Raw genomic sequence first — 17,940 nt, forward strand, 5'->3', positions numbered from 1 at the left:
TGCGCTGCCTGCGCGGAAGCCACCGGGCGAGTTCTTCGCTCTGGGTGTAGACATGGGCATAGATCGTTTCGTGGCAGACGTATGATGAGCCGCCTTCAAATCGAAGCCGACCGGCGATCTGCTCGGGTGACCAGCCAGCTTGAAGTTGAGCTTCAACGGCAGCGCGCAACTCCGGCATCCGGATCAGCTTGCGCCGCGTGCGTCGCCGCCCGGTAGCCGTCTTCTGCGCCAGCAGTCCGAAATAGCCGTTCAGGTTCGGAAGCTCGGCATCCTCGTAGCGGTTCCGCCGGATCTCCCGATAGATCGACGAGCGGTGTCGTCCGAGCCGCACTGCAATCACCGAAATCGGCGTTCTCACGATCAGCATCTTCTCGATCCGCCGGCGTTCCTCCAAAGTCAGCTCTCGATGCGCCATGTCTCAACCTCCTGTTTCCGTGCAGGATAGTGGAGATGTCGCAACCGAGTTTAGAATGTGCCGCGCCACGAAACTGAAAACGCATAACATCAACCAGCGGTGAACCAGAGCCTCCTGTCTGGAAACACCTCAAGCGCCCCAAATTATCTGACGACAGACAGTCACGGGTTATGCGAAACGATCGGTCCGCATACGCAGGAGATGCCAATTCGGCTCTCAGCCCTGGTTTCCGGGGGTGTCCACCTGGGCTTCCTAGGTCTGGGCGATGCTGGCCCGCGATGCATCGATCAGGGTCGGGACGCCCTCGGCGCCAGCGAAGCGATCAGGGGAAAGGATGCAGGAAGAGAGCGCCTGGCCATAAGTTCTTATATTGCTCCGAAAGCGCTTCCGGCAGGGATGCAACTGCATGCCGCGTCAGGACAACTGTCCCAGCAGGATCCGGGCGTCACGATACAACTGCGGTGCGAATAACCTTACAGGCCGTGCTCATGCGCCTGAACGAACAGTTGGCCGCGAGGCGGCCAACTGACAGCATCTTGGCGATCTTTGAGGAAGAGACTGGCCAGGCGAGCGGGATCTCTCCCGGCCTCGCCTATGAAGCGGCAAGGATCTCGCTCAAGGTTGGAACCTGGAACCGGACATTCTTCAGAACGTCGTGCACGGAGGTGAGCTCAGCCAGACAAGCGTTGAGGCTCTGAAGGAGGATGGGTGCGTTCGCGGCACTGAGGCGATCGTGCAGCACGAGTGTGGCACACACCGTCGAGGCAGATTCTGAAAACGGGAGTGTGCGATCGTAGGTGTAGGCAATCGTGAAGTTGCGCGTCACCAACGTATAGAAATCTGCGAGGAGATCATCCTCGTCCCAGCCCACTACGCTTGCGTTCCAGTCGAGCGCCTCAAAGACCTCACTCGTCAGCAAGCGCGAGTCGAACACCCAGTTATAGACCAGACGATAGATCCTGACGGCCTCTGCGCTAAACTGCTGGGTGGTAGCATAGAACTGGCCGGAGCGAGCGGCGTATCCTACGCAAACCTCTGCCTCGTCCGGATCATCGAACCCGTTCTTGTGGAAAATATCGACACCAACCAGCGCCCCGTCTGTCGCAGTGGAAATTTCTTCCAGCCAATTGGCGATGGTGCCCCAGCACCCGGAGGTGATGTAGGAAGGTGCAATTTTCGTGTCGAGCGGTTTGGTGATCGTGATGGACATGGTTAGTTCCTTATAGTGTGTTAAATGTGCGGGCAGCCGCAGGGCCGACTCGCGATCGCAAACAACAATTGGGTCCTTGGACTTCTCGACGAAAATCCAAGACCCACTACCTATTTACGAGTTGGTAAACGGAACATTGCCGCATTCAGAATTTGCGGTTCTGCCGGGGTCGGCTGATCAGTTCGGTGAACCGATCCCCTGCACACCCCCAAGGCTTCCGTCGGCAAGCATGTCGCTTCTGGATACGTGCAATGCGCGCATACGGGCGACAAGTGTCGGCGCTTTCCTGATGTGCAGGCCTGCGTTCGTACGCAGGCCTGGCCGAGACGATGGCCTTAAGTGCCTCGCTCCCATGCCGGAGGCATATACGCCCCAGTCCGGTGAGATCAAATCGCGGAGGAAAGGGTGTCGCTTGACGCGTTCACCCGAAGACAGGGCCGCAGAGTTGCCCAAAGCCTGGCCTATATGGTTTCTGGAGTCGTCCATGCCCACACGGATTGTGACGGAGGATCCGCTGGCAGATCCTCCCCCTTGTGGCATATGCCTCCGACACAAAGGCGCGGCCCGCAGAAAGAGGGTCGCTACCGAGCCGGATGCGGCAGACTCGTAACGGACACATGGCCAGACCCCAGACGTCCCGGGCAGGACGGACGCTCATTTGCCGACTGATACCTGATTGCCTTCATCGGAACTGGACCCTGGCTCCAGAAGACCATCGTCCGCAAGCCTATTCAGGCAGATCCGTAGGCTCATGGCAGACGGATGCGGAATGCCCTCCCGCTCGGTCAGCCGATCGAGCGCCTCGAGTTCCGTCGTCGTGAACTGCGGAACGGCACCGAATTCGTCGCGCCGAATGCCCGGGGGATCGGGGAACCCAGGGGCGGCGAATTAACCGGCATGCACCGCGCAGCCGTCTGCCCAATTCAGGACCACGACGGGGCAGGGGCGGTTCAGCGCGCTCCTGTCACCTCTGTTGCGATGGCCTTCCTGGCTTTCGTCTCCGGGCCAGTTCCGCCCGGAGGGACCGTGGTTTCTTCTTCGATGACTGCATGCGCCGGGGCCTGGCAAGAGCGCCGACGGATGTCGCGGCATCCGCCCGGCTCTCGCGCAGCCTGTTGCCGGCAATGACCTGATGGGCCGTCGCCGTGTAGGCGTTGGTCGTCTCCGGGTCCGAATGGTGCAGGATGAGGCTCGCCAGTCCCGCCTCCTCCGGGGCCTCGCTCAGGATGTAGCTGGCGACCGAGTTGCGGATGGGATGCGCCGTGGTGCGTTTGTCGAACACCTCCTTGCAATGATCCCCGATGGTGCGCGACAGATGGGCAGCGCTCAGGGGCGCGCCATCGTCGGCGAGAAAGAGCCGCGTTTCGCCAAGGGGCGCGACCACGGCCCGGTGATGGCTGACGAAGTGCCTGATGGCCGCCACGGCCTCGTCCGAGAGCTGGCGCGTGTCCATCGCGCGTTCCTTGGTCTCGTGCGCCTGCAAGGTCACGGTTCGCCCATCTTCCGAGAGGTGCCGGTCTGTCGCGATATTCGCGGCGCTCTCGATGCGAACCGGCGCCTCTGACAGGAGCAGCATGGCGAGGGCCGTGCGCGCTCTCGTATGGGCCGCGACACGTTGCCGATGGTTCATCGCCTGAGTCTGCCGCTTGTCTGCCGCAGCAAGTTCCTTGAGAGCCGCGTCGCGCAACTCGGGGATCTCGACGATGCGGCTGTCATTGCGGGAAGGGTGGTGCCTGGCGATCTTCTTCATTCGGTCCCGTGTCTTCCGCAACCATTTCCAGTCCCGATCGGGCCGGATGGCGGATGCGATCCCGCACAGCTGGTCGAGATAGACAAGCGCACCGCCGATCCGCAAATCGCCCGCCGTGCAGCGTGTCTGGCGGTCCCGAAGGTTGGCCCGGACGGACTGGCGCGTGACGTCGGGAGACAGCCCGTTCTTGCGGCAGAACGCAAAATGCGTCGAGAGATATTGCACGCGTCCCTTGACGGTCTGGGGCGACCAAGCCTGGATCAGGATACCGTCGCTGAGTTCATCGGGATCGATATGAAGCATCGGCGCGGCAGTCGTGCGCCAATCCTCCGGCCACCGGGCGAGGTTGCGCTCGATCAGCGCCGCGAGTTTCGCGCGCTTGCTGCGCAGCTTGGGCGCCTCCCGCGCGAACAGGATTGCCCGGGCCTCCGGGTAGACCAGCACCACCGCCTGGCGCAGGGCATTGCGCGCGTCCTTGCGAAAACTGGAGGTGCGCGCATGCCACAGATTCGCTGTGACGTGGTTCGGCGGCACGCCTTCGTCCCTCGCCGCCTTGAGCCAGCGGCCGAGGCAGAGGGACAGGCGGCGGTGCTGGTGGACGCCCAATCGATCCGCGTGGGCCTCAAAGCGGTCGCGGATCTCCACCGGCCATTCGGCCGGTGGCAGGCTGATGCGGTGCTTAGCCATGTCGTCTGGCCTCCTTTTTCCACGGGATGAACTTGTAGCTGTGCTGCGCGTAGACTTGACGCATGCCCTGCTGGAGCAGGTGCAGATAGCGGGTCTGGGCCACGATCCCGCAGACCTCGGCGTAGTAGCTTTGCGTGGTCTTGATCGTCTTGTGACCGAGCAGGGCCTGGACGAGGGCCATCGCGGACGGATCCTGATCGAGGATGACCTTGCCGCAAATGTGGCGCATCACGTGGAGACACATCTTCAGGCCGCAGTATTTGCGCACATGCTTTCTGAACGTGCCGTTGAGTTTGCCCTTGGTGAGATAGCCCGTCCCGGGCGCGTAGCCGCCGTCTCCCGGCTTCTGACCATCCGCTCCCGGAAACAGGTGTGGATTGTCGTCGCGCGCCTTGGCATGCTTCTGGGCGACGGGCAGGAACTTCTCGATGTAGAGCTTGATCATCCGCACGGTTTCAGGATCGATCCGGACCTTGATCTGCTTGAGTGTCTTGGTCTCGATCGGTGGAATGATCAGCCAGCCCGGACCATTCCCCACAGGCAGCTGCAGATGCGGATCATCCCCGCGGTAGCGCAGCCGGGCATAATTGCTCCGCCGCAGCGGGGCGACGCATTGGCCGATCCGGGCCACCAGTGCCGAGCGCGCCAGGGCGGCATGAGAGATGCGGATCGTGCCACCTGTCCTGATTGGTCGTGTGGCTTCATGCCAGAGGGTGTCCGGGGCCTCGAACCACCGCCGCAGCGCGGAGGTTTCGTTGAACTGCCGCAGCATGGTGGCATGGCGCTTGCCGATCTGGCGATCGGCGTAGACGGCCTTGCGCCCGCCGTCGGGATTGCGCGCCCAGCCGACGATGTGCGGGTCGATGTTCTGCTTGATCCGCTCGACCGGCTCGAGAATGTCCGGATCGATCCCCGTCGCGCGCCCGACGGCACAGAGCGCCTCGACGAGGCTGTGTTCATAGCGAGCCTTTTCGCGGGGGTCGAACGCCAGGCCCTGTGCCTCATGACTGTCGCGCCGGGTGGTTCTGACGCCACGCACCAGGGCCGCCACGACCTCGGGACGGTAGAGGTCGATGAGCGCTGAGGGCTTGGGCATGACCTTGGGATCGGCGTTGGCCGCCGCCCAGGTGCGCTTGACCGCGTCGCGCCAGTTGCGATGGGTCCCGAGCTCGAGGACCGGTGCGCTGTCGTCCGTTGCGGCATCCTCGCCGACCCCGATCAGGATGTTGGCCATGCCAAGCTCGGCATCTTCCTCATCGGCACCGTCGACCAGGTCGTCCCAGTCGCCCGGGTCACGAACCGAGACCGCGCGCGACAGCACCTCGTCGACGGGCGCGCGGATGGCCTCCGGCACCGAGATCCAGGCGATGGCGGGCTGCCGGCGGGATTTCGTCGCCGGCAGGTCGAGAAGAACGGCACACTTCTCCACCTCGGCGAGGCTGTTCCAACACCGGAACGCCGCGCGGAGCTTTTCTGCGTAATTGTCGGCGTGGGTGGCCAGTTCCCGGTCGACGCATTCGGCGACAAGATCGGCGGGCAGGGTGGCCGGATCAAAGCCGGCGCGATCGGCGGTGATGGCAAGGCGCCGCAGGATTGCAAGACTGCTGAGCGCCGAGTCGGGCAGGGCCGTCTCGAGCCGGTCCAGCCAGGTCATCCACACTGGCGGCAGGCCGACGAGATCGGCCTTGCGTCCCGAGACCGTGGTCGGATCGACCAGCTTGACCGCGCGCCGGATCACGGCCCGCTTGTTCTGCAGGCTCTTCGGCGTCTGCACCCCGAAAGTTTCCGGCGTTGCGGCCCGCAACAGCGGCTCGATGACATGCGCCGTGGCAGTCAGTTGATCCGCCGTCGTGCCTTGTGCAGCAGCCAGCTGGTCGATGGCGTCCGCGCAGCGCGTCGCCACATCTTCCGGGGCTTCGAGGGCGATCGCCTGTTTGGCGTCCTCCAGGCTCGGCAGGTTGGTGCGGATCCGCATGGCGAGGTGGCGCCGGGGGACGTTCTCCCAGGCGCGGAAGGCGCGTCGGAGATCCAAGCAGACCTGTGTCCAGCGTCGGTCGATCGCGGCCTTCAGGGCCGGATCATCTGTCACAAGCACGTTCATCAGCTCGGTCACCGGGCAGTCTGGACCACCTGTCAGAGCGTTGCGGACCTGCCGCATGGAGTCGATGGTGGCAATACGGGTGCTGGCCGCCATCGGCGTCAGCCGGACACAGGCGATCAGGTCGGCGGTGTCACCCGGGGCATCGGTCGAAAGGTCGACTGGGGTGAAGTCCGTTGCGTGTTTCATGTCTCTGTCTCTTTCTGTCTGATCCGGGTTTCGATCCCGGTGGCTTCATCTGGAAAGGCACCGGGATCGGGACCCGGGATTTCCTGTCGGGGGCGGCCATCCGGCGACCCTGGCGGACACCGCCCGTCCTGGGGCGACATCCGCGGACATCCGGGGATATCGGGGGGTCCTCACGCCAACGCCGTGAAGACCTCTCCACCTCCCCCGAAGAGTTAAGCCTTTGGATTCGTGTCATCTTCCTGAGTCGCCTGATCCGGCGCCTCCGGGGCAGTCGGATCGGCCAGGGTCTGGGCTGCAGCCTCGTGGCAATAGTCGAGCCATAGCCGCATCATCTCCCCTTCGATCCCGCGGTAACGCCAGAGTGCCAGCGCGGTGACGCGCCAGCGCCCATTGGGCCGTTGCGCCCGGATCAACCCGGCGTCGAGGTAACGTCCGCACTGCCGCTCGGAGACGCTGAGGATCGCCGCGGCTTCTGCCGTAGAATAGGTTTCGTCGGGTGGTGTGATCATGGTGTGTCCTGCTCGATTGATTTGTCTCGAGGGGACCTACGCCCCGATCGGGGCGCTCCAAAATGCAGTCGACAAGATGGAACCAGACATGGCCAGACCGGAGGCGCATTCTGGTAGACAGCGCACCGGGTCCCGGGTCATGGTCAGGTGCGGTCCTGGGCCATCAGATCCCGGATCGGAGCACGATCGCCCGGATCTTCTCCTTCACGGTCTTGTCAGTCATGGTGCGGACGGGTTCACCTGAGAACATTTCGTCGAGTTCCGTGAACTTTTTTCAGCGGCGCCTTCAATGCCGCCTGATCCGAGGAGGCGACCCAATCGGCGCCTTCCAGACTCCGGACTGCCGTCCACCGATAGCGATCAGGCCCTGAAGACACGGGTCCCACCCCCGCGGCCTTGAGGAGCTTCCTGACGGTGTCGCCCGTCATGTTCCAGGGCCTCGCGATTTCGGCAACGCTGGCCGTGTTTGGATTTCGCATGTCCTGAATTCCTTTCGGGCAGGACATGAGCCTCGGTGGGCATTGCTCAAAAACATCAGGGGGGTCTGGTTCGCGAATGGCGCCAGGCGGGGGATCTGTGCGTCGCCTTTTCCCAGGTTTACGAACCTTGAGTCCGGAAATTTCCGTGTCGACTTGGATGAACCGACGTCCGGTTCATGGACACGAAAAACCCATCGATAAACCAGTTCGAGAAGACAGATCTACAGAGCCCGGAGGGCTTTCTGCGCGCGCTCCATCCGCCTGGATCGCGCGGAAAGGTCTCTCTTCTCATGAAGACACCGGACAAGAACTACGCCCGGTGCTTTCCCGCAGAAGAGGTCTATCCGGTGCTCGACACCTGGGTCATGACGACGAGCTATTTCTGCGTCACCCGATATGCCGGTCCGCGCGGCGGTGACCGTCCCGTGGCGCAACTGACCTGCCTTTACGCGGATCTCGACACCTATCGGCGCCCCGAACTCGCATCGCTTGCGCGGGACGATCTGGTCGAGGAAGTCAGCCGCCGGATCAACGCCAATGGACTTCCCAATCCCTCTGTCATGATCGACTCGGGCAGGGGCCTCTATGCGCTCTGGTTCATCGATCCGTTGCCGGGTCAGGCTCTCCGGCGTTGGCAGGCCGCGCAGCGTTGTCTGGTCGAGATGCTTGCGCCGCTCGGCGCCGACCCGGCCTGCTGCGATGCGGCGCGTGTCCTGCGGATCCCGGGAACGGTGAATGAGAAATCAGATCGTCTTGTTTCGGTCGTTCGGGGCAATGGATGCCGACAAGCTTTCGACGACCTCGCTGACCGGATCTACAAGCTCGCGGGAAGACCGACCCGCACCGAACTCTCCGCCCGCCGCCAGGGTAGGAAGGACAAGAAGAGTTCGGAGACGGTCCGGGGCCTGCCGCCAGCCGCCCGCTTCGCGGCCGTGTTGCGGGATCTCGAACGGCTCCGGCTCGCCTGGGGCGGCGAAGTCCCCGAGGGAGTCCGAAACCACTGGCTGCATCTTGTGGCAACGGCTCTCGGCTTCATGCTGCCGGCGGAGGAAGTCGATGCGGAGGCGAGCCGCTTTGCGGCGCAGGGGGTGCCAGGGCTTCCCTGTGCAGAGGTGAAGGCGACGATAAAGGCAGCCGTCAGGCGAGCAGAGGCAGCTCCCGTCTCCTTCAGGGGGCCAGCAGGAGATTCAAGACTGCATTATTCCGGAGACCGGATGGCCGAACGGCTCGGGGTCGATCGCGCCATGGCCGAAGCGCTGAACCTTGAGCAAATCATACCTCCGGACCTGCGCCGCGACCGGCGAAATGCGAGGCGACGTGAACGCCGCAAGGCCAGGGGCGGTCAAAGCCGAGAAGAGTATCTGGAGAACAAAAGCATTTCGAAGAAGCAGCCCTGGGCCGCACTCGGCATCTCCAAATCAACTTGGTACAAGCGCGGCTTGAACAAATTTCCGACCGAAGATGAGGCCAATTCGGCGAATGTTTCAGCCCCAGACGAGGCGCGGACAGGTCCGGTCCCGCAACAGGGGGCCTTTGGGCCAGCCGAAGGCCCGGAGCGGAGCTTACCTGGAAGCGGAAACAGAGAAATCCAGACCAGCCCCGCCAGACCGGCAGACGGCCCGAAAAGCCCGGAGATCGAGCAAACGGGACCGCAGTTGCCGGTCGGAGACGAGGTTCATCTGGAATTTCCGGCACCGAGAGGCCCGGAAGACGCTCCTGGTGCCGGCATGAGTGAGCACGGCCGGTACGGGCAATTCAGCGCCTGTTGCCAATGTGTGGATCACTCGAGTGCAAGTGTGTTCTGGATTTCACCTGCTCTGGGCGTATCTCCCTTGTGCACGAGCACAGGTCACACAAGGACTCTGTCCCGGCCCGGCCTGCCGTAGCGCAGGCCGGAACCCGAATGGGAAATGGCGGCAAAGGTTGCGCACATTCTGCTTGGCCTTTCCATCACGCGGCGCAGACAATGGATTGCTGGTCTTGTCCGATCCGGGGATCTCTGGGATTGCCGTCCAGGGCCTGGACAGCGTCGTCATGTCGGGTTTCAGGGACCGCTCGTCGACAGGAGGGGCGGGCAGGGGGGATTACTGTGCAATGCCAGAGGCTGATCACATGCTTTGTGATCAGGCCAGCCAAGCCAAGGTTGTGTGCCGAAGAAATTCCCGACAAGGCCCATGGATCGGCTCCGTTTTTTGGTTTGCCTTTCCATGATGCATCGGTCGTGCTCATATCACGATGATCGCGTCCCACGGCATGGTATCAGAGCACCGAACCTCAATGACCGCGTGCAGCTTCCGCATCGTCATGCTCGAATGCGGCGGCCAGGGACTGCAGATCGTCGCCTCTTACGCCGAACTGCCGCATCAGGGGCTTCCACCGCTCCGCGATGCGTATTGCCATGTCACGGGCCCGGATCCGGGCCTCGGCCTCCGTCAAGCCGAAGAACTCGGCCGCGGCCAGGGCAAGATCGAGCGACGCCAAGAAAGGCTCACCCTCCATGATGGCGGTTTTGAGATAGCGGTGCCTTTCAGGTTGCGGGTTCACGTCAAACAGCGGGGACAGGCGCCAAAGACCATCGCCTGCGTAGATGAAGCCATGGTTCTTCAGATGATCGTCGGTGTTCGTGACCAGCACATTGAACACCATGCGCGCCCAGAGTTCATGCAGATCCGCCCGGGCTGACTTGCTGATCACCCGGAGGACTTCCGCGATTTCGGTGTAGGACCCCCGGTCTGCACCGGACCGATCGAGCGCGGTGCGCGCCGAAAAATATGGGATCCGCGTTGCCCCACGCCGGTCGAAACGCCGGATCAGGGCAACCGGGTGGTTGGTGGTCTCGAGCATCAGTCGGGCCTCGGGCGCCCGCAGGCCGCATTCCCGCGCCAGATGCAGCGTCGCGACCTCGATCCGCTCGACAGGACTCTGGTCCCCGACGGCAGTAAATTTCGCGATCCAGAGGGTGTCTCCATCTTCGACATTCGCCTTCGGCCGGGCGCCACCGATCGAACCGCCGGCGCCCGCGAGCTGGCGCAGGTCCTCGTTCGACATGTCCCGGCGCTGCTCGATCCTGGCGGCGGCCTCACGCAGCACGTCGAGTTGCAGAAGTTTCGGAACCGGGTCGCGAAGCCCGCTGATGCTCTCGCCATCTTCGTGCGTGAACCGGAGAGCCCCCTGGCGCGTCGCGTCATCCGACAGGGTGAGTATGTCGAACTCCGTGAGACCCGCACCATGGACGCGCTCCAGCAGCAGTCGGCCCCAGGCATCCGGCGCAGCATCCTGAAACACACCCGGCAGGCTGTCGCGCTGATCGCCTTGGGATCCCATTGACGCATAGAATGGCGCGCGTCCCAGTGGCAGGTTTGGAGCCAGCGCAAAAGCGCGGGCGTTCTCGAGCCAGGTCTCGAGATACTGGAACTCGCCATGCTGCCGACGGTCATCATGCGTGAAGCGAAGCCTGCCCACCGACAGGAGAGCGGCTCCGAGGCAAACCCGGGCCACCTTCTGTCCGGAGCTGCGCGCCATCAGAACCCGGTTCCTTCATCGTCATCGTCCGAAATGTCGTGCCCCCTATCGGCCTGCGCACTTCCGCGCCTGCCGAATGTCTTGCCGCGCTTGGGGAGGGCCTCGATCGCCCGGGAGAGGGCCACGGCATCGTTTTCGAACCGCAGGATCCGCGCGAGGGCATCGGGGTCTCCCAATGCCGCCAGAACCGCGGCGAGGTTCCCAATCCCCACGCCAGGGTCGCCGTTCTCCAACCTCTGGACCGTCTTTTCGGACACGCCGGCGCGTTCTGAGAGGTCGAACCGCGCAAGGCGTCGCGCGAGCCTTGCGCGCTTGATATTCTCACCGAGTTCCGTCAGGGCCCTTCGGGCTCGCAGGTTTGACATAGTAGGTCTTTTGTGGCCTATGTAATCTGACAATAGGTCATATGCGGCCGATTGAAAATGATCAACCTGTTTGGCCTGCGGGTCGCGTTCCCTTGGTGGTCGGTCTTATCTTCATGATCAACTTTTGAGTTCAGGCGCAGGGGTAGGCACGCTCGATCGCGGCACCGGCGCAACGAGGTTTCGCAATCGGCCATGGAGGCAGCATTCGGGACAGTGTGTAGTCGGCGCCACAAGCCGTTGTCTTTGGATGCCATGCGACGGGCAGGGGCTGCTTGCATGCGCTTTGCTCCAACGAGCATATGCGATCACCCTGGCGGAACGGCCAAGGAGGGCGGTGCCGGGGCAGGGGTGTCCGTCAGCAATTCTGCAGTTCGATCCTGTCGATCTGGCTTGAGAATGAGCCTGACGCATGCGACGCGCGGGCAACGGATTGGTAATCAAGATACGATACGATTGGATACGACCATATCGTATCGAGCAGGTATCAATATGAGTAACGATCTCAAAGCGCGGGTGGCGGCCGCCGCGGAAGCCCTGGAGGCCGAGGGTGTTAACCCGACGATCGAAAAGGTCCGGGAACGCGTGCAGGCGAACAACAATGATGTCGCCGCTGAACTCAAGTCCTGGAAGAAGGACAAATCTGAGCAAGGGAAGCGGACAATCCCGGCGCTCGACGATCTGCCTGTCCCGCAAGCCATGCGCTCAGCGCTCAAGACGGTGATCGCCGCGCACGAGCACATTGTGGAAGAGGAGGTTGAGGCCGAACGCCTCACGGCTCGTATGGTTCGCCAGAGCATGGCAGAGGAGCTCGAACGTGAGCGCGCTGCCGCGCGCAACGCTGAGGCCGAAGCCAGATCCGATGCTGAGATCCGGATCGCGGAAGCAGAGGCGCGCGCAGATGCCCAGGAAAAGAAGACTGCCGAACTGACCAGGGAACTGGAAATATTGCAGTCCCGGCTGATGCAGGCGGAAGCGCGCACCGTAGCGGCTGAGAAGCGGATGGATGACGCGGTGGATCGATGGGTAGATGAGTGTGCAGCCCGCAAAGATGCGGAGCGGCGCTGTGATGAGGCCATGAAATCATCTGCTCAGGCCCAGGCCGATGCCGACGCCAGAGTGCGTATCGTGCAACTGGACACCGAGCGTCGCATTGCCGAAGAGCACGCCCGATACAGCCGTGCACTGGCTCGGAATGTGAGCGCTGCCAGTCGGAAATCTGTTCCCACCAGCAGACGCCGGTAGGAGGTCAGATTATCCAATCACCGAGCGGATGCGATCCGGCAGCTGGGCCCTCCGCTGCGAGGAGCCCCGGAGTTTCCGGAAAGGATCCGGTTCATGGTCACGCAACGCCCCTCGACCAACCGATCAAAGGAACCAGTTCCGTGAAGCTCGACAAGCTGATGATCTGACGGCCACTGAGACAGGAAACGGAAGAGGAGAAGATCGATTTCGACGATCTCCATCCTCCCCTGCTCGCGCCATTTCTCAACCCGAACGAAGAGGCGGTCGGTATCGAAACGGCGCCGGAAGGATCACTGGCCTCAGCGATGTTGCGCAGTCTTGCACATGGGGAAGGCCCGGAGCGGCTTGACACCCTGCTGCGCGAGGCAATCGCGGTGCGAATAAACTGCCTCGCCGATCTGCATGCGAGGCTGGAACGCGATTTCCAGGCCGGGATGCGCCGGAACGGTTACGAGGTCTGAGAGTCTTGTGGCAAGGGAATGTCAACCATGGGCGCTGGATGCTTTTTGTTGCCCCGCGCACGGACCCATTTCCTTGAGACCCTGATCGAGCAGGTGGATTCGTCACAAATGGTATTTGACAAATCATTCGACAAATGGAGACGCATATGACTGCCAGAAAAACCGCGGGACGCAAGACTGCCTACGATCCAGAGATCCCCGGACGATGCATTGAAATTCTCGAAGAGCGCGGTCTCGAAGTGACCGTGGCCTCCATAGCAAAGATGATGGCGGCCGAGTTCGACGTTTCACCTGGTCGCCCTGAGACTCTGGAGCGGCAGGTCCGCGGCTATCTGGATCAGCGCGAAGCGGATCGCAACGCCGCGCGCATTGCGAAGCTCCCTGAGGCCGTATCCTGCCAGATCCACAAGCATGCCGATAAAATCAGGGCGGAACTGCTGCGACTCGCGGGTCTCCAGCACGAAATGATCGAAACAGAGCTTCGACAGGAGCTGGATGAAGCCAAAGCCGACCTCAGATCGCACCGGGCGATCATCGAGACACTCGAGGCGCGTGTCGATGACCTCACTGGCGAGCGCGATGATGCTCGGGCGAAAATCGAGTCACTGAATAAAAAGGTTGCAAGACTCCAGAACGCGCTGGCCCGGATGGAGTCAGAGAATACGCGCCTGAACAATCGCCTCGAGGAGCGGACCGACGTGCTCGACGCATTTCGGGCAATGTTGCCAACTGATCCGGTCGAAGAGCGCAAGGGCGGACGGTCATCTGGCGACCGGACCGGTTAGCCCGGATCATCCGCCCGCAAGGATCCGTTAACCGAAGCGAACGGAAATCCGGGGAATCTCTTTGGATTTTCCCGACTGGCCAATCTTGAGATCGACAGCAACGACGCTGTTGTTTTCAAGAGGGACATCGCAATGAGCGATCATCCAGACGACGGGCCAGGAGAGCTCGTCACTGTCACCCTGCAGCTGCCGACCGGACTCCTCGATGCGTATGACGCATTGGTGGAGAGTGGAATCTACCCGGATCGGGAGAGCGCTCTCTTGCACGGCCTGGTGGAAAGCTGGCGGCAACACCGGGGGTCGTATCACACGATCCGGCTCGACCTTGTCGATCGCGAAGGGCAGGGGGGGCCGGCTGATACAGTTTCGGACGCCGCCTCAGACGACGACGCGTCCGGCGAGACCGACAGCTGATGCTTTAGCCTCTATGGGCGGTTGAAACCGCCACTCAATCCTGTCCGCTGGCGCATCACCGCGCCAGCGGAGCCTGGGCCTCCCAGCCCTCCTTGACGCCTGAAGCTGCCCCATGACGGGGCGGCGGGCTCAACAAGGGGGGACAGCTCATGAAGACGACGACAGATGCGCGCACCGCAATTCGGGACACACTGGTCCGAACGGCGCGTGCAACGGCCGGCAAGACATGCAGCACGATGCTCATGCTCATGCTCATGCTCATGCTCCGCCTGGGGCTGGGCAATCCCGCCAGTGTTTGCGCCGCACGAGCTTTTGCGAGGCGGCGGCGCCGCAAGCGGTCACAGCCCCAACGGTGGCGACTGGACCGCATCATCGCCGCGCTTTCGGACGGCGTCTGTGATGTCGACGAGAGTGCGCGTCGCATCACCCGGCATCTGAATTCCCTCCTCGACGACCGGGATACGCGTCTTGCACTGGCGCAAGCCGCGAGGCGCCCTTCGTCATGATCCCGGTCCTTTCGTTTTCCATCCATCGGGGGCAATTGCGCAGTCCGCCCGCCCGCCCGAATTCTCGCGGTCCCCCGGCGCGGTCGCATGTGCGCAAGCAGCGCGGGCGGTGCGGCCATGCCGCAGCTCCAGAAGCGACGAACCATCTGAATTTACGTCATTAATGAAAGTGTAGACACATGTTGAATGAGAAACACGCGGATCGCATGACCGACGCGATTACATCCGCTCTCGAGACTATCAGCGAGATCCATGACGCGATGCGGTCCCGGCCGGCCGGTCTCGACGCGGATCTTCTGGCGCTGATCGACCGGGCCACGCCGCCGCGCGACCCGGGACGGGATGCGCTGTTCGACAGCACCGTCCTGGACGACCTTGCGGAGCTTTCCGCTGCACTCGCAGCGGCCTTAAAGGCCGAGCAGCGCGTCGAGGAATGCTGGGATGAAGGCGGCGACTTCTATACCCGGCGATGCCTGACCGACCATGGCGAGTGGATCCGCTCCGTCCGCGTGGCTGTTGTTCAGTTGCGGCTGTTCATCCAGGAGGCGCGCGACCTGGTCCGGGCTTCGGCCATAGCTGCCGCAGTCAGGAAGGATCTCGCGCAACGTTCCGTCTGAGCGCCGGTCTCCCGCGCTTATGGAAACGGACCGGTAGATGACTGGTCCCAGGGTCCGATGAACCCGGCTCTCCCGCACCCCTGGCGACGAGGATGCGAGAGAGCCAGACGCCAGCCCCATGACGTCGGCCTCTGCCCCAGAAACGCCTGGCCCGAAAATTGACAGAAGGCCCGGCCCTGCCGGACCGGCGCAGAACGTGCCGTTGCTCAATTTTTGGAATGGGACACGACATGCACCATCAAGATATCCTGCCCGGTGAGATCCGGGCAGCGCGCGTGGCCGCGGCTTTCTACGAATGGCTTTGCGATCATGGCGAGATCCTGATCGCCACCGCGGGCACCTTGGGCGGTTCCGACGGAGAGGCGAGGGCCCGCGCCGTGGTTGCGTCCGTGACACGAGGGGCGGAGGCCCTCGAGCATCTCGAGGATCTGCGCGCGCTGCGGGACCTGATTTCGAACTATGTGAGCGGCAGTCTGCCAGCGGTCTATGGCGACGGCGATCTCGTTGTTGAATGCGATCCGGACGCGCCGCAAGTCGTCGATGCCCAGATTTGTGCCAATGCTCTGGACTGCGCGATCGAAGCCCTGCAGTCGATCAAGAGAGGAAAGGTCCTGCGTGGACGGGCAGGGGGGCATGCATGACACAGACACCGACGGGAGGACCGCTTACCGGTCGGATGCCAATCGATCCGGTCTCGTGGCCCGCCCCGAAGGCGCCAGACCAGGCACGGAACACCGCCTTAGCGAACCGGCAAAGGGCCTTCGAACTTGCTCGGTGGAACGCAAGGCAGCTCGCGCGGCGCACGGTGTATGGCGAAGGGAACGTCCATTTGAATGGGAAGGAAAACCCCAAAATTGTAGAAAGATACCGCTGGCTTATCGTTGCGATGGGGCTGGCCCGGTCGAGCCCGGGAGGAGATGCGGTCGCAGCTTTGGCCCAGAGAGGGTATCTTGTCGGCCGGGAACGCTACATGCGTATGACGCCCGCGCAAAAAATAGTCCCGATCAACGCTTGCGGTGTTGTACGCTCCGAGGCTGGTCTGCCATGCAGCAGAACCTGTCCGTGGTCGTCGATCGAACAGAAGGCGCTGGCCGTGGACTTCGAGACACTGCCTGTGGTCCAGATCGTGCCGGCGCATGTCACACTTCGTGTAAAGGCGGAACTGCGAAGGGAGGGGGTGGGGCTCGGATAAGGCCGATTTATGTGGGACACGAATGGCCCCGGGCAGACGTTCGATCACTTCTACTGATGCTGCGGCTCGGCCAACCATTGCTGCCTTTGGCTGCACCTGCAACATTGGTGGTAGGGCGGGCTCACGCTCTGCGGGAGAGAGCCGCGTTTCCGCTTTTGTATGATGCGTTGATGGGTCGGGTCATTCGACGATCGAAAGGTTTGAATCCACCGTTCGGACAACGATCAGGGCGCATTGGGGACGTGACATTGGCAGTGTCAATTCAGGCACTCCAAGATCAGATCGCCGACAATGGTCGGAAAGGATGGGTTCGAGCGCATCAGCGCGGCGGCCCGCCTCCCCTCTTCCAATGTTCTGATCTGGCGCCGCAATTCGGGTATATCCATGGTCGGGGCGGCCAGACCGAACGCCGGGGAGCCCAAGGTGACCCGGCCGCTGCCCTGCGCTGCCGTCAGGCGCTTTTCGCATCGGCAGGCGGCGTTTTTCGACACCACACCGCAAGACGTCTTCACGAAGCGTGTGACTTTCTGCCGGGCGCGACTCAGCCGCTGCCGGTAGGCCGCGGGGGAGATCTCGAGCGTCTCAGCCGCCTCACCATCGGACATCTCGAAGATGTCACCCAGCACATAAGCGATGCGCAGGCTGCGGCTGAGGCAGGTCAGCATCGCCAGCGTACAACCGATCTTGATCTCCTCGACCGCGATGTCGGTCATCACGCTGTCGGTCTGATCGTCGTGCGGATGTGCCAGCCCGGTTTCCAGATCCTCGGCAAAATCCCTGAAGCTCATCCGCATCGCCTCGACCCGGCTGCGCTTGCGCATCCCGACAAGATGACGGGAGGCGACCTTCAGCGCCCAGCCCCCGGCGGCCCGGTCGTCGCGGAGCGTGCCGAGATGGGTGATGATCTTGATGAGAATTTCCTGCGTGGCGTCTTCTGCATCGGCGGGATGCGCCAGCATCCGCATGGCCAGCCCATAGACCGGGCGCTGCAGCGACCGCACCAGCGATGCCAGCGCCGCGTGGTCCCCTTGCCGCGCGGCGCTCACCTGTTCGGGATCTAGACGGATCATGCCTCCAACCGCTCGCGCAACGACACCAACTCTTTGGCCAGGATCTTTTTCTGCTCGTCCAAGGCGCCCTCCAGAATCTCGAGCGGCACCGGCGGTGCCATCAGAACAAAGGAATAGATCGAACTGCCGTTCCCATCCTCGGTTACCCGCGAATAGGCCGCACCCTTTGAGCCGTCGGGAAAGGTCATGATCCAGTCGACCGTACCGTCCTCACCCGAGGCGCGGGTTTCCAACTGGATCGGAACTACCCCGTTCGGGGTGACCAACTCGGCGCGCTCAGTGTCGGCGGATTTGAACGCGTTGGTCCATTCCGGCAGGTTCGCGGGGTTCGAGACATAGGCAAACACCTCCGCTTGGGGTTTGGCGATGCTGATGGATTGAACGTCATGGGTCTTCATCTGTTCGTCCTCTGTGACCTGCGCCGAGCCA

The 17,940-nt window shown here is 62.7% G+C and carries 17 protein-coding genes; 8 read left to right on the forward strand and 9 right to left on the reverse strand.

Features of this window, described 5'->3' with window-relative positions; genetic code table 11:
- The 5 genes from ACP15W_RS20685 to ACP15W_RS20705 form a co-directional block, all read right to left on the reverse strand.
- The coding region (locus ACP15W_RS20685; RefSeq protein ID WP_424934760.1) for a transposase at window positions 1–415 on the reverse strand (415 nt) is incomplete at its 3' end.
- 592 nt (window positions 416–1,007) lie between these two features.
- Complete coding sequence (locus ACP15W_RS20690) at window positions 1,008–1,625, reverse strand: hypothetical protein (RefSeq protein ID WP_424934761.1); 618 nt, start codon at window positions 1,623–1,625, stop codon at window positions 1,008–1,010.
- Between the two features lie 964 nt (window positions 1,626–2,589).
- A complete protein-coding gene (locus ACP15W_RS20695) occupies window positions 2,590–4,062 on the reverse strand; it encodes a tyrosine-type recombinase/integrase (RefSeq protein WP_424934762.1) in 1,473 nt (490 codons plus the stop codon).
- Complete coding sequence (locus ACP15W_RS20700; RefSeq protein ID WP_424934763.1) at window positions 4,055–6,349, reverse strand: hypothetical protein; 2,295 nt, start codon at window positions 6,347–6,349, stop codon at window positions 4,055–4,057. The genes ACP15W_RS20695 and ACP15W_RS20700 overlap by 8 nt, the downstream gene beginning before the upstream one ends.
- A gap of 212 nt (window positions 6,350–6,561) precedes the next feature.
- Window positions 6,562–6,858, reverse strand: coding sequence for a helix-turn-helix domain-containing protein (locus ACP15W_RS20705; RefSeq protein WP_424934764.1), 297 nt, complete (start codon window positions 6,856–6,858; stop codon window positions 6,562–6,564).
- A gap of 655 nt (window positions 6,859–7,513) precedes the next feature.
- On the opposite strand from ACP15W_RS20705, the gene ACP15W_RS20710 reads away from it, so the two are divergent.
- On the forward strand, window positions 7,514–9,223 hold the full coding sequence (locus ACP15W_RS20710; RefSeq protein WP_424934765.1) for a DNA-primase RepB domain-containing protein: 1,710 nt from the start codon (window positions 7,514–7,516) through the stop codon (window positions 9,221–9,223).
- Window positions 9,224–9,611: 388 nt separating this feature from the next.
- On the opposite strand, the gene ACP15W_RS20715 is transcribed toward ACP15W_RS20710, so the two are convergent.
- Together ACP15W_RS20715 and ACP15W_RS20720 are read right to left on the reverse strand one after the other, a co-directional pair.
- Window positions 9,612–10,859 (reverse strand): type II toxin-antitoxin system HipA family toxin, encoded by a 1,248-nt coding sequence (locus tag ACP15W_RS20715; RefSeq protein WP_424934766.1) that lies wholly within the window; start codon window positions 10,857–10,859, stop codon window positions 9,612–9,614.
- The gene (locus ACP15W_RS20720) at window positions 10,859–11,224 is read right to left on the reverse strand and encodes a helix-turn-helix domain-containing protein (RefSeq protein WP_424934767.1); all 366 of its coding nucleotides are present in this window, start codon (window positions 11,222–11,224) and stop codon (window positions 10,859–10,861) included. Before ACP15W_RS20720 ends, ACP15W_RS20715 begins: the two co-directional genes overlap by 1 nt.
- Before the next feature lie 489 nt (window positions 11,225–11,713).
- On the opposite strand from ACP15W_RS20720, the gene ACP15W_RS20725 reads away from it, so the two are divergent.
- From ACP15W_RS20725 to ACP15W_RS20755, 7 genes are all read left to right on the forward strand, one after another.
- Window positions 11,714–12,466 (forward strand): DNA-binding protein, encoded by a 753-nt coding sequence (locus tag ACP15W_RS20725; RefSeq protein ID WP_424934768.1) that lies wholly within the window; start codon window positions 11,714–11,716, stop codon window positions 12,464–12,466.
- A gap of 305 nt (window positions 12,467–12,771) precedes the next feature.
- Window positions 12,772–12,927: a hypothetical protein gene (locus ACP15W_RS20730; protein WP_424934769.1), complete on the forward strand. Its 156-nt coding sequence runs from the start codon at window positions 12,772–12,774 to the stop codon at window positions 12,925–12,927.
- Between the two features lie 134 nt (window positions 12,928–13,061).
- Window positions 13,062–13,712, forward strand: a complete 651-nt coding sequence (locus ACP15W_RS20735; protein WP_424934770.1) for a hypothetical protein — start codon at window positions 13,062–13,064, stop codon at window positions 13,710–13,712.
- A gap of 132 nt (window positions 13,713–13,844) precedes the next feature.
- Window positions 13,845–14,126, forward strand: a complete 282-nt coding sequence (locus ACP15W_RS20740) for a hypothetical protein (RefSeq protein ID WP_424934771.1) — start codon at window positions 13,845–13,847, stop codon at window positions 14,124–14,126.
- A 149-nt stretch (window positions 14,127–14,275) separates the two neighbouring features.
- Entirely contained in the window at window positions 14,276–14,632 is a 357-nt protein-coding gene (locus ACP15W_RS20745; RefSeq protein WP_424934772.1) for a hypothetical protein, read from the forward strand.
- 206 nt (window positions 14,633–14,838) lie between these two features.
- Complete coding sequence (locus ACP15W_RS20750; protein WP_424934773.1) at window positions 14,839–15,249, forward strand: hypothetical protein; 411 nt, start codon at window positions 14,839–14,841, stop codon at window positions 15,247–15,249.
- Window positions 15,250–15,479: 230 nt separating this feature from the next.
- Window positions 15,480–15,890 (forward strand): hypothetical protein, encoded by a 411-nt coding sequence (locus tag ACP15W_RS20755; protein ID WP_424934774.1) that lies wholly within the window; start codon window positions 15,480–15,482, stop codon window positions 15,888–15,890.
- Between the two features lie 808 nt (window positions 15,891–16,698).
- On the opposite strand, the gene ACP15W_RS20760 is transcribed toward ACP15W_RS20755, so the two are convergent.
- Together ACP15W_RS20760 and ACP15W_RS20765 are read right to left on the reverse strand one after the other, a co-directional pair.
- The gene (locus tag ACP15W_RS20760; protein ID WP_424934775.1) at window positions 16,699–17,487 is read right to left on the reverse strand and encodes an RNA polymerase sigma factor; all 789 of its coding nucleotides are present in this window, start codon (window positions 17,485–17,487) and stop codon (window positions 16,699–16,701) included.
- A 20-nt stretch (window positions 17,488–17,507) separates the two neighbouring features.
- Window positions 17,508–17,909 (reverse strand): SRPBCC family protein, encoded by a 402-nt coding sequence (locus ACP15W_RS20765; protein ID WP_424934776.1) that lies wholly within the window; start codon window positions 17,907–17,909, stop codon window positions 17,508–17,510.
- Window positions 17,910–17,940 lie beyond the last annotated feature (31 nt).

The organism is Amaricoccus macauensis, assembly GCF_049800915.1.
Taxonomy (GTDB): Bacteria; Pseudomonadota; Alphaproteobacteria; order Rhodobacterales; family Rhodobacteraceae; genus Amaricoccus; species Amaricoccus macauensis_A.

Coding starts and splice junctions, on each gene's coding strand:
- ACP15W_RS20690 (WP_424934761.1), bottom strand. CDS start 1,625: ATGTCCATCACGATCACCAAACCGCTCGACACGAAAATTGCACCTTCC.
- ACP15W_RS20695 (WP_424934762.1), bottom strand. CDS start 4,062: ATGGCTAAGCACCGCATCAGCCTGCCACCGGCCGAATGGCCGGTGGAG.
- ACP15W_RS20700 (WP_424934763.1), bottom strand. CDS start 6,349: ATGAAACACGCAACGGACTTCACCCCAGTCGACCTTTCGACCGATGCC.
- ACP15W_RS20705 (WP_424934764.1), bottom strand. CDS start 6,858: ATGATCACACCACCCGACGAAACCTATTCTACGGCAGAAGCCGCGGCG.
- ACP15W_RS20710 (WP_424934765.1), top strand. CDS start 7,514: ATGGACACGAAAAACCCATCGATAAACCAGTTCGAGAAGACAGATCTA.
- ACP15W_RS20715 (WP_424934766.1), bottom strand. CDS start 10,859: ATGGCGCGCAGCTCCGGACAGAAGGTGGCCCGGGTTTGCCTCGGAGCC.
- ACP15W_RS20720 (WP_424934767.1), bottom strand. CDS start 11,224: ATGTCAAACCTGCGAGCCCGAAGGGCCCTGACGGAACTCGGTGAGAAT.
- ACP15W_RS20725 (WP_424934768.1), top strand. CDS start 11,714: ATGAGTAACGATCTCAAAGCGCGGGTGGCGGCCGCCGCGGAAGCCCTG.
- ACP15W_RS20730 (WP_424934769.1), top strand. CDS start 12,772: ATGTTGCGCAGTCTTGCACATGGGGAAGGCCCGGAGCGGCTTGACACC.
- ACP15W_RS20735 (WP_424934770.1), top strand. CDS start 13,062: ATGGAGACGCATATGACTGCCAGAAAAACCGCGGGACGCAAGACTGCC.
- ACP15W_RS20740 (WP_424934771.1), top strand. CDS start 13,845: ATGAGCGATCATCCAGACGACGGGCCAGGAGAGCTCGTCACTGTCACC.
- ACP15W_RS20745 (WP_424934772.1), top strand. CDS start 14,276: ATGAAGACGACGACAGATGCGCGCACCGCAATTCGGGACACACTGGTC.
- ACP15W_RS20750 (WP_424934773.1), top strand. CDS start 14,839: ATGACCGACGCGATTACATCCGCTCTCGAGACTATCAGCGAGATCCAT.
- ACP15W_RS20755 (WP_424934774.1), top strand. CDS start 15,480: ATGCACCATCAAGATATCCTGCCCGGTGAGATCCGGGCAGCGCGCGTG.
- ACP15W_RS20765 (WP_424934776.1), bottom strand. CDS start 17,909: ATGAAGACCCATGACGTTCAATCCATCAGCATCGCCAAACCCCAAGCG.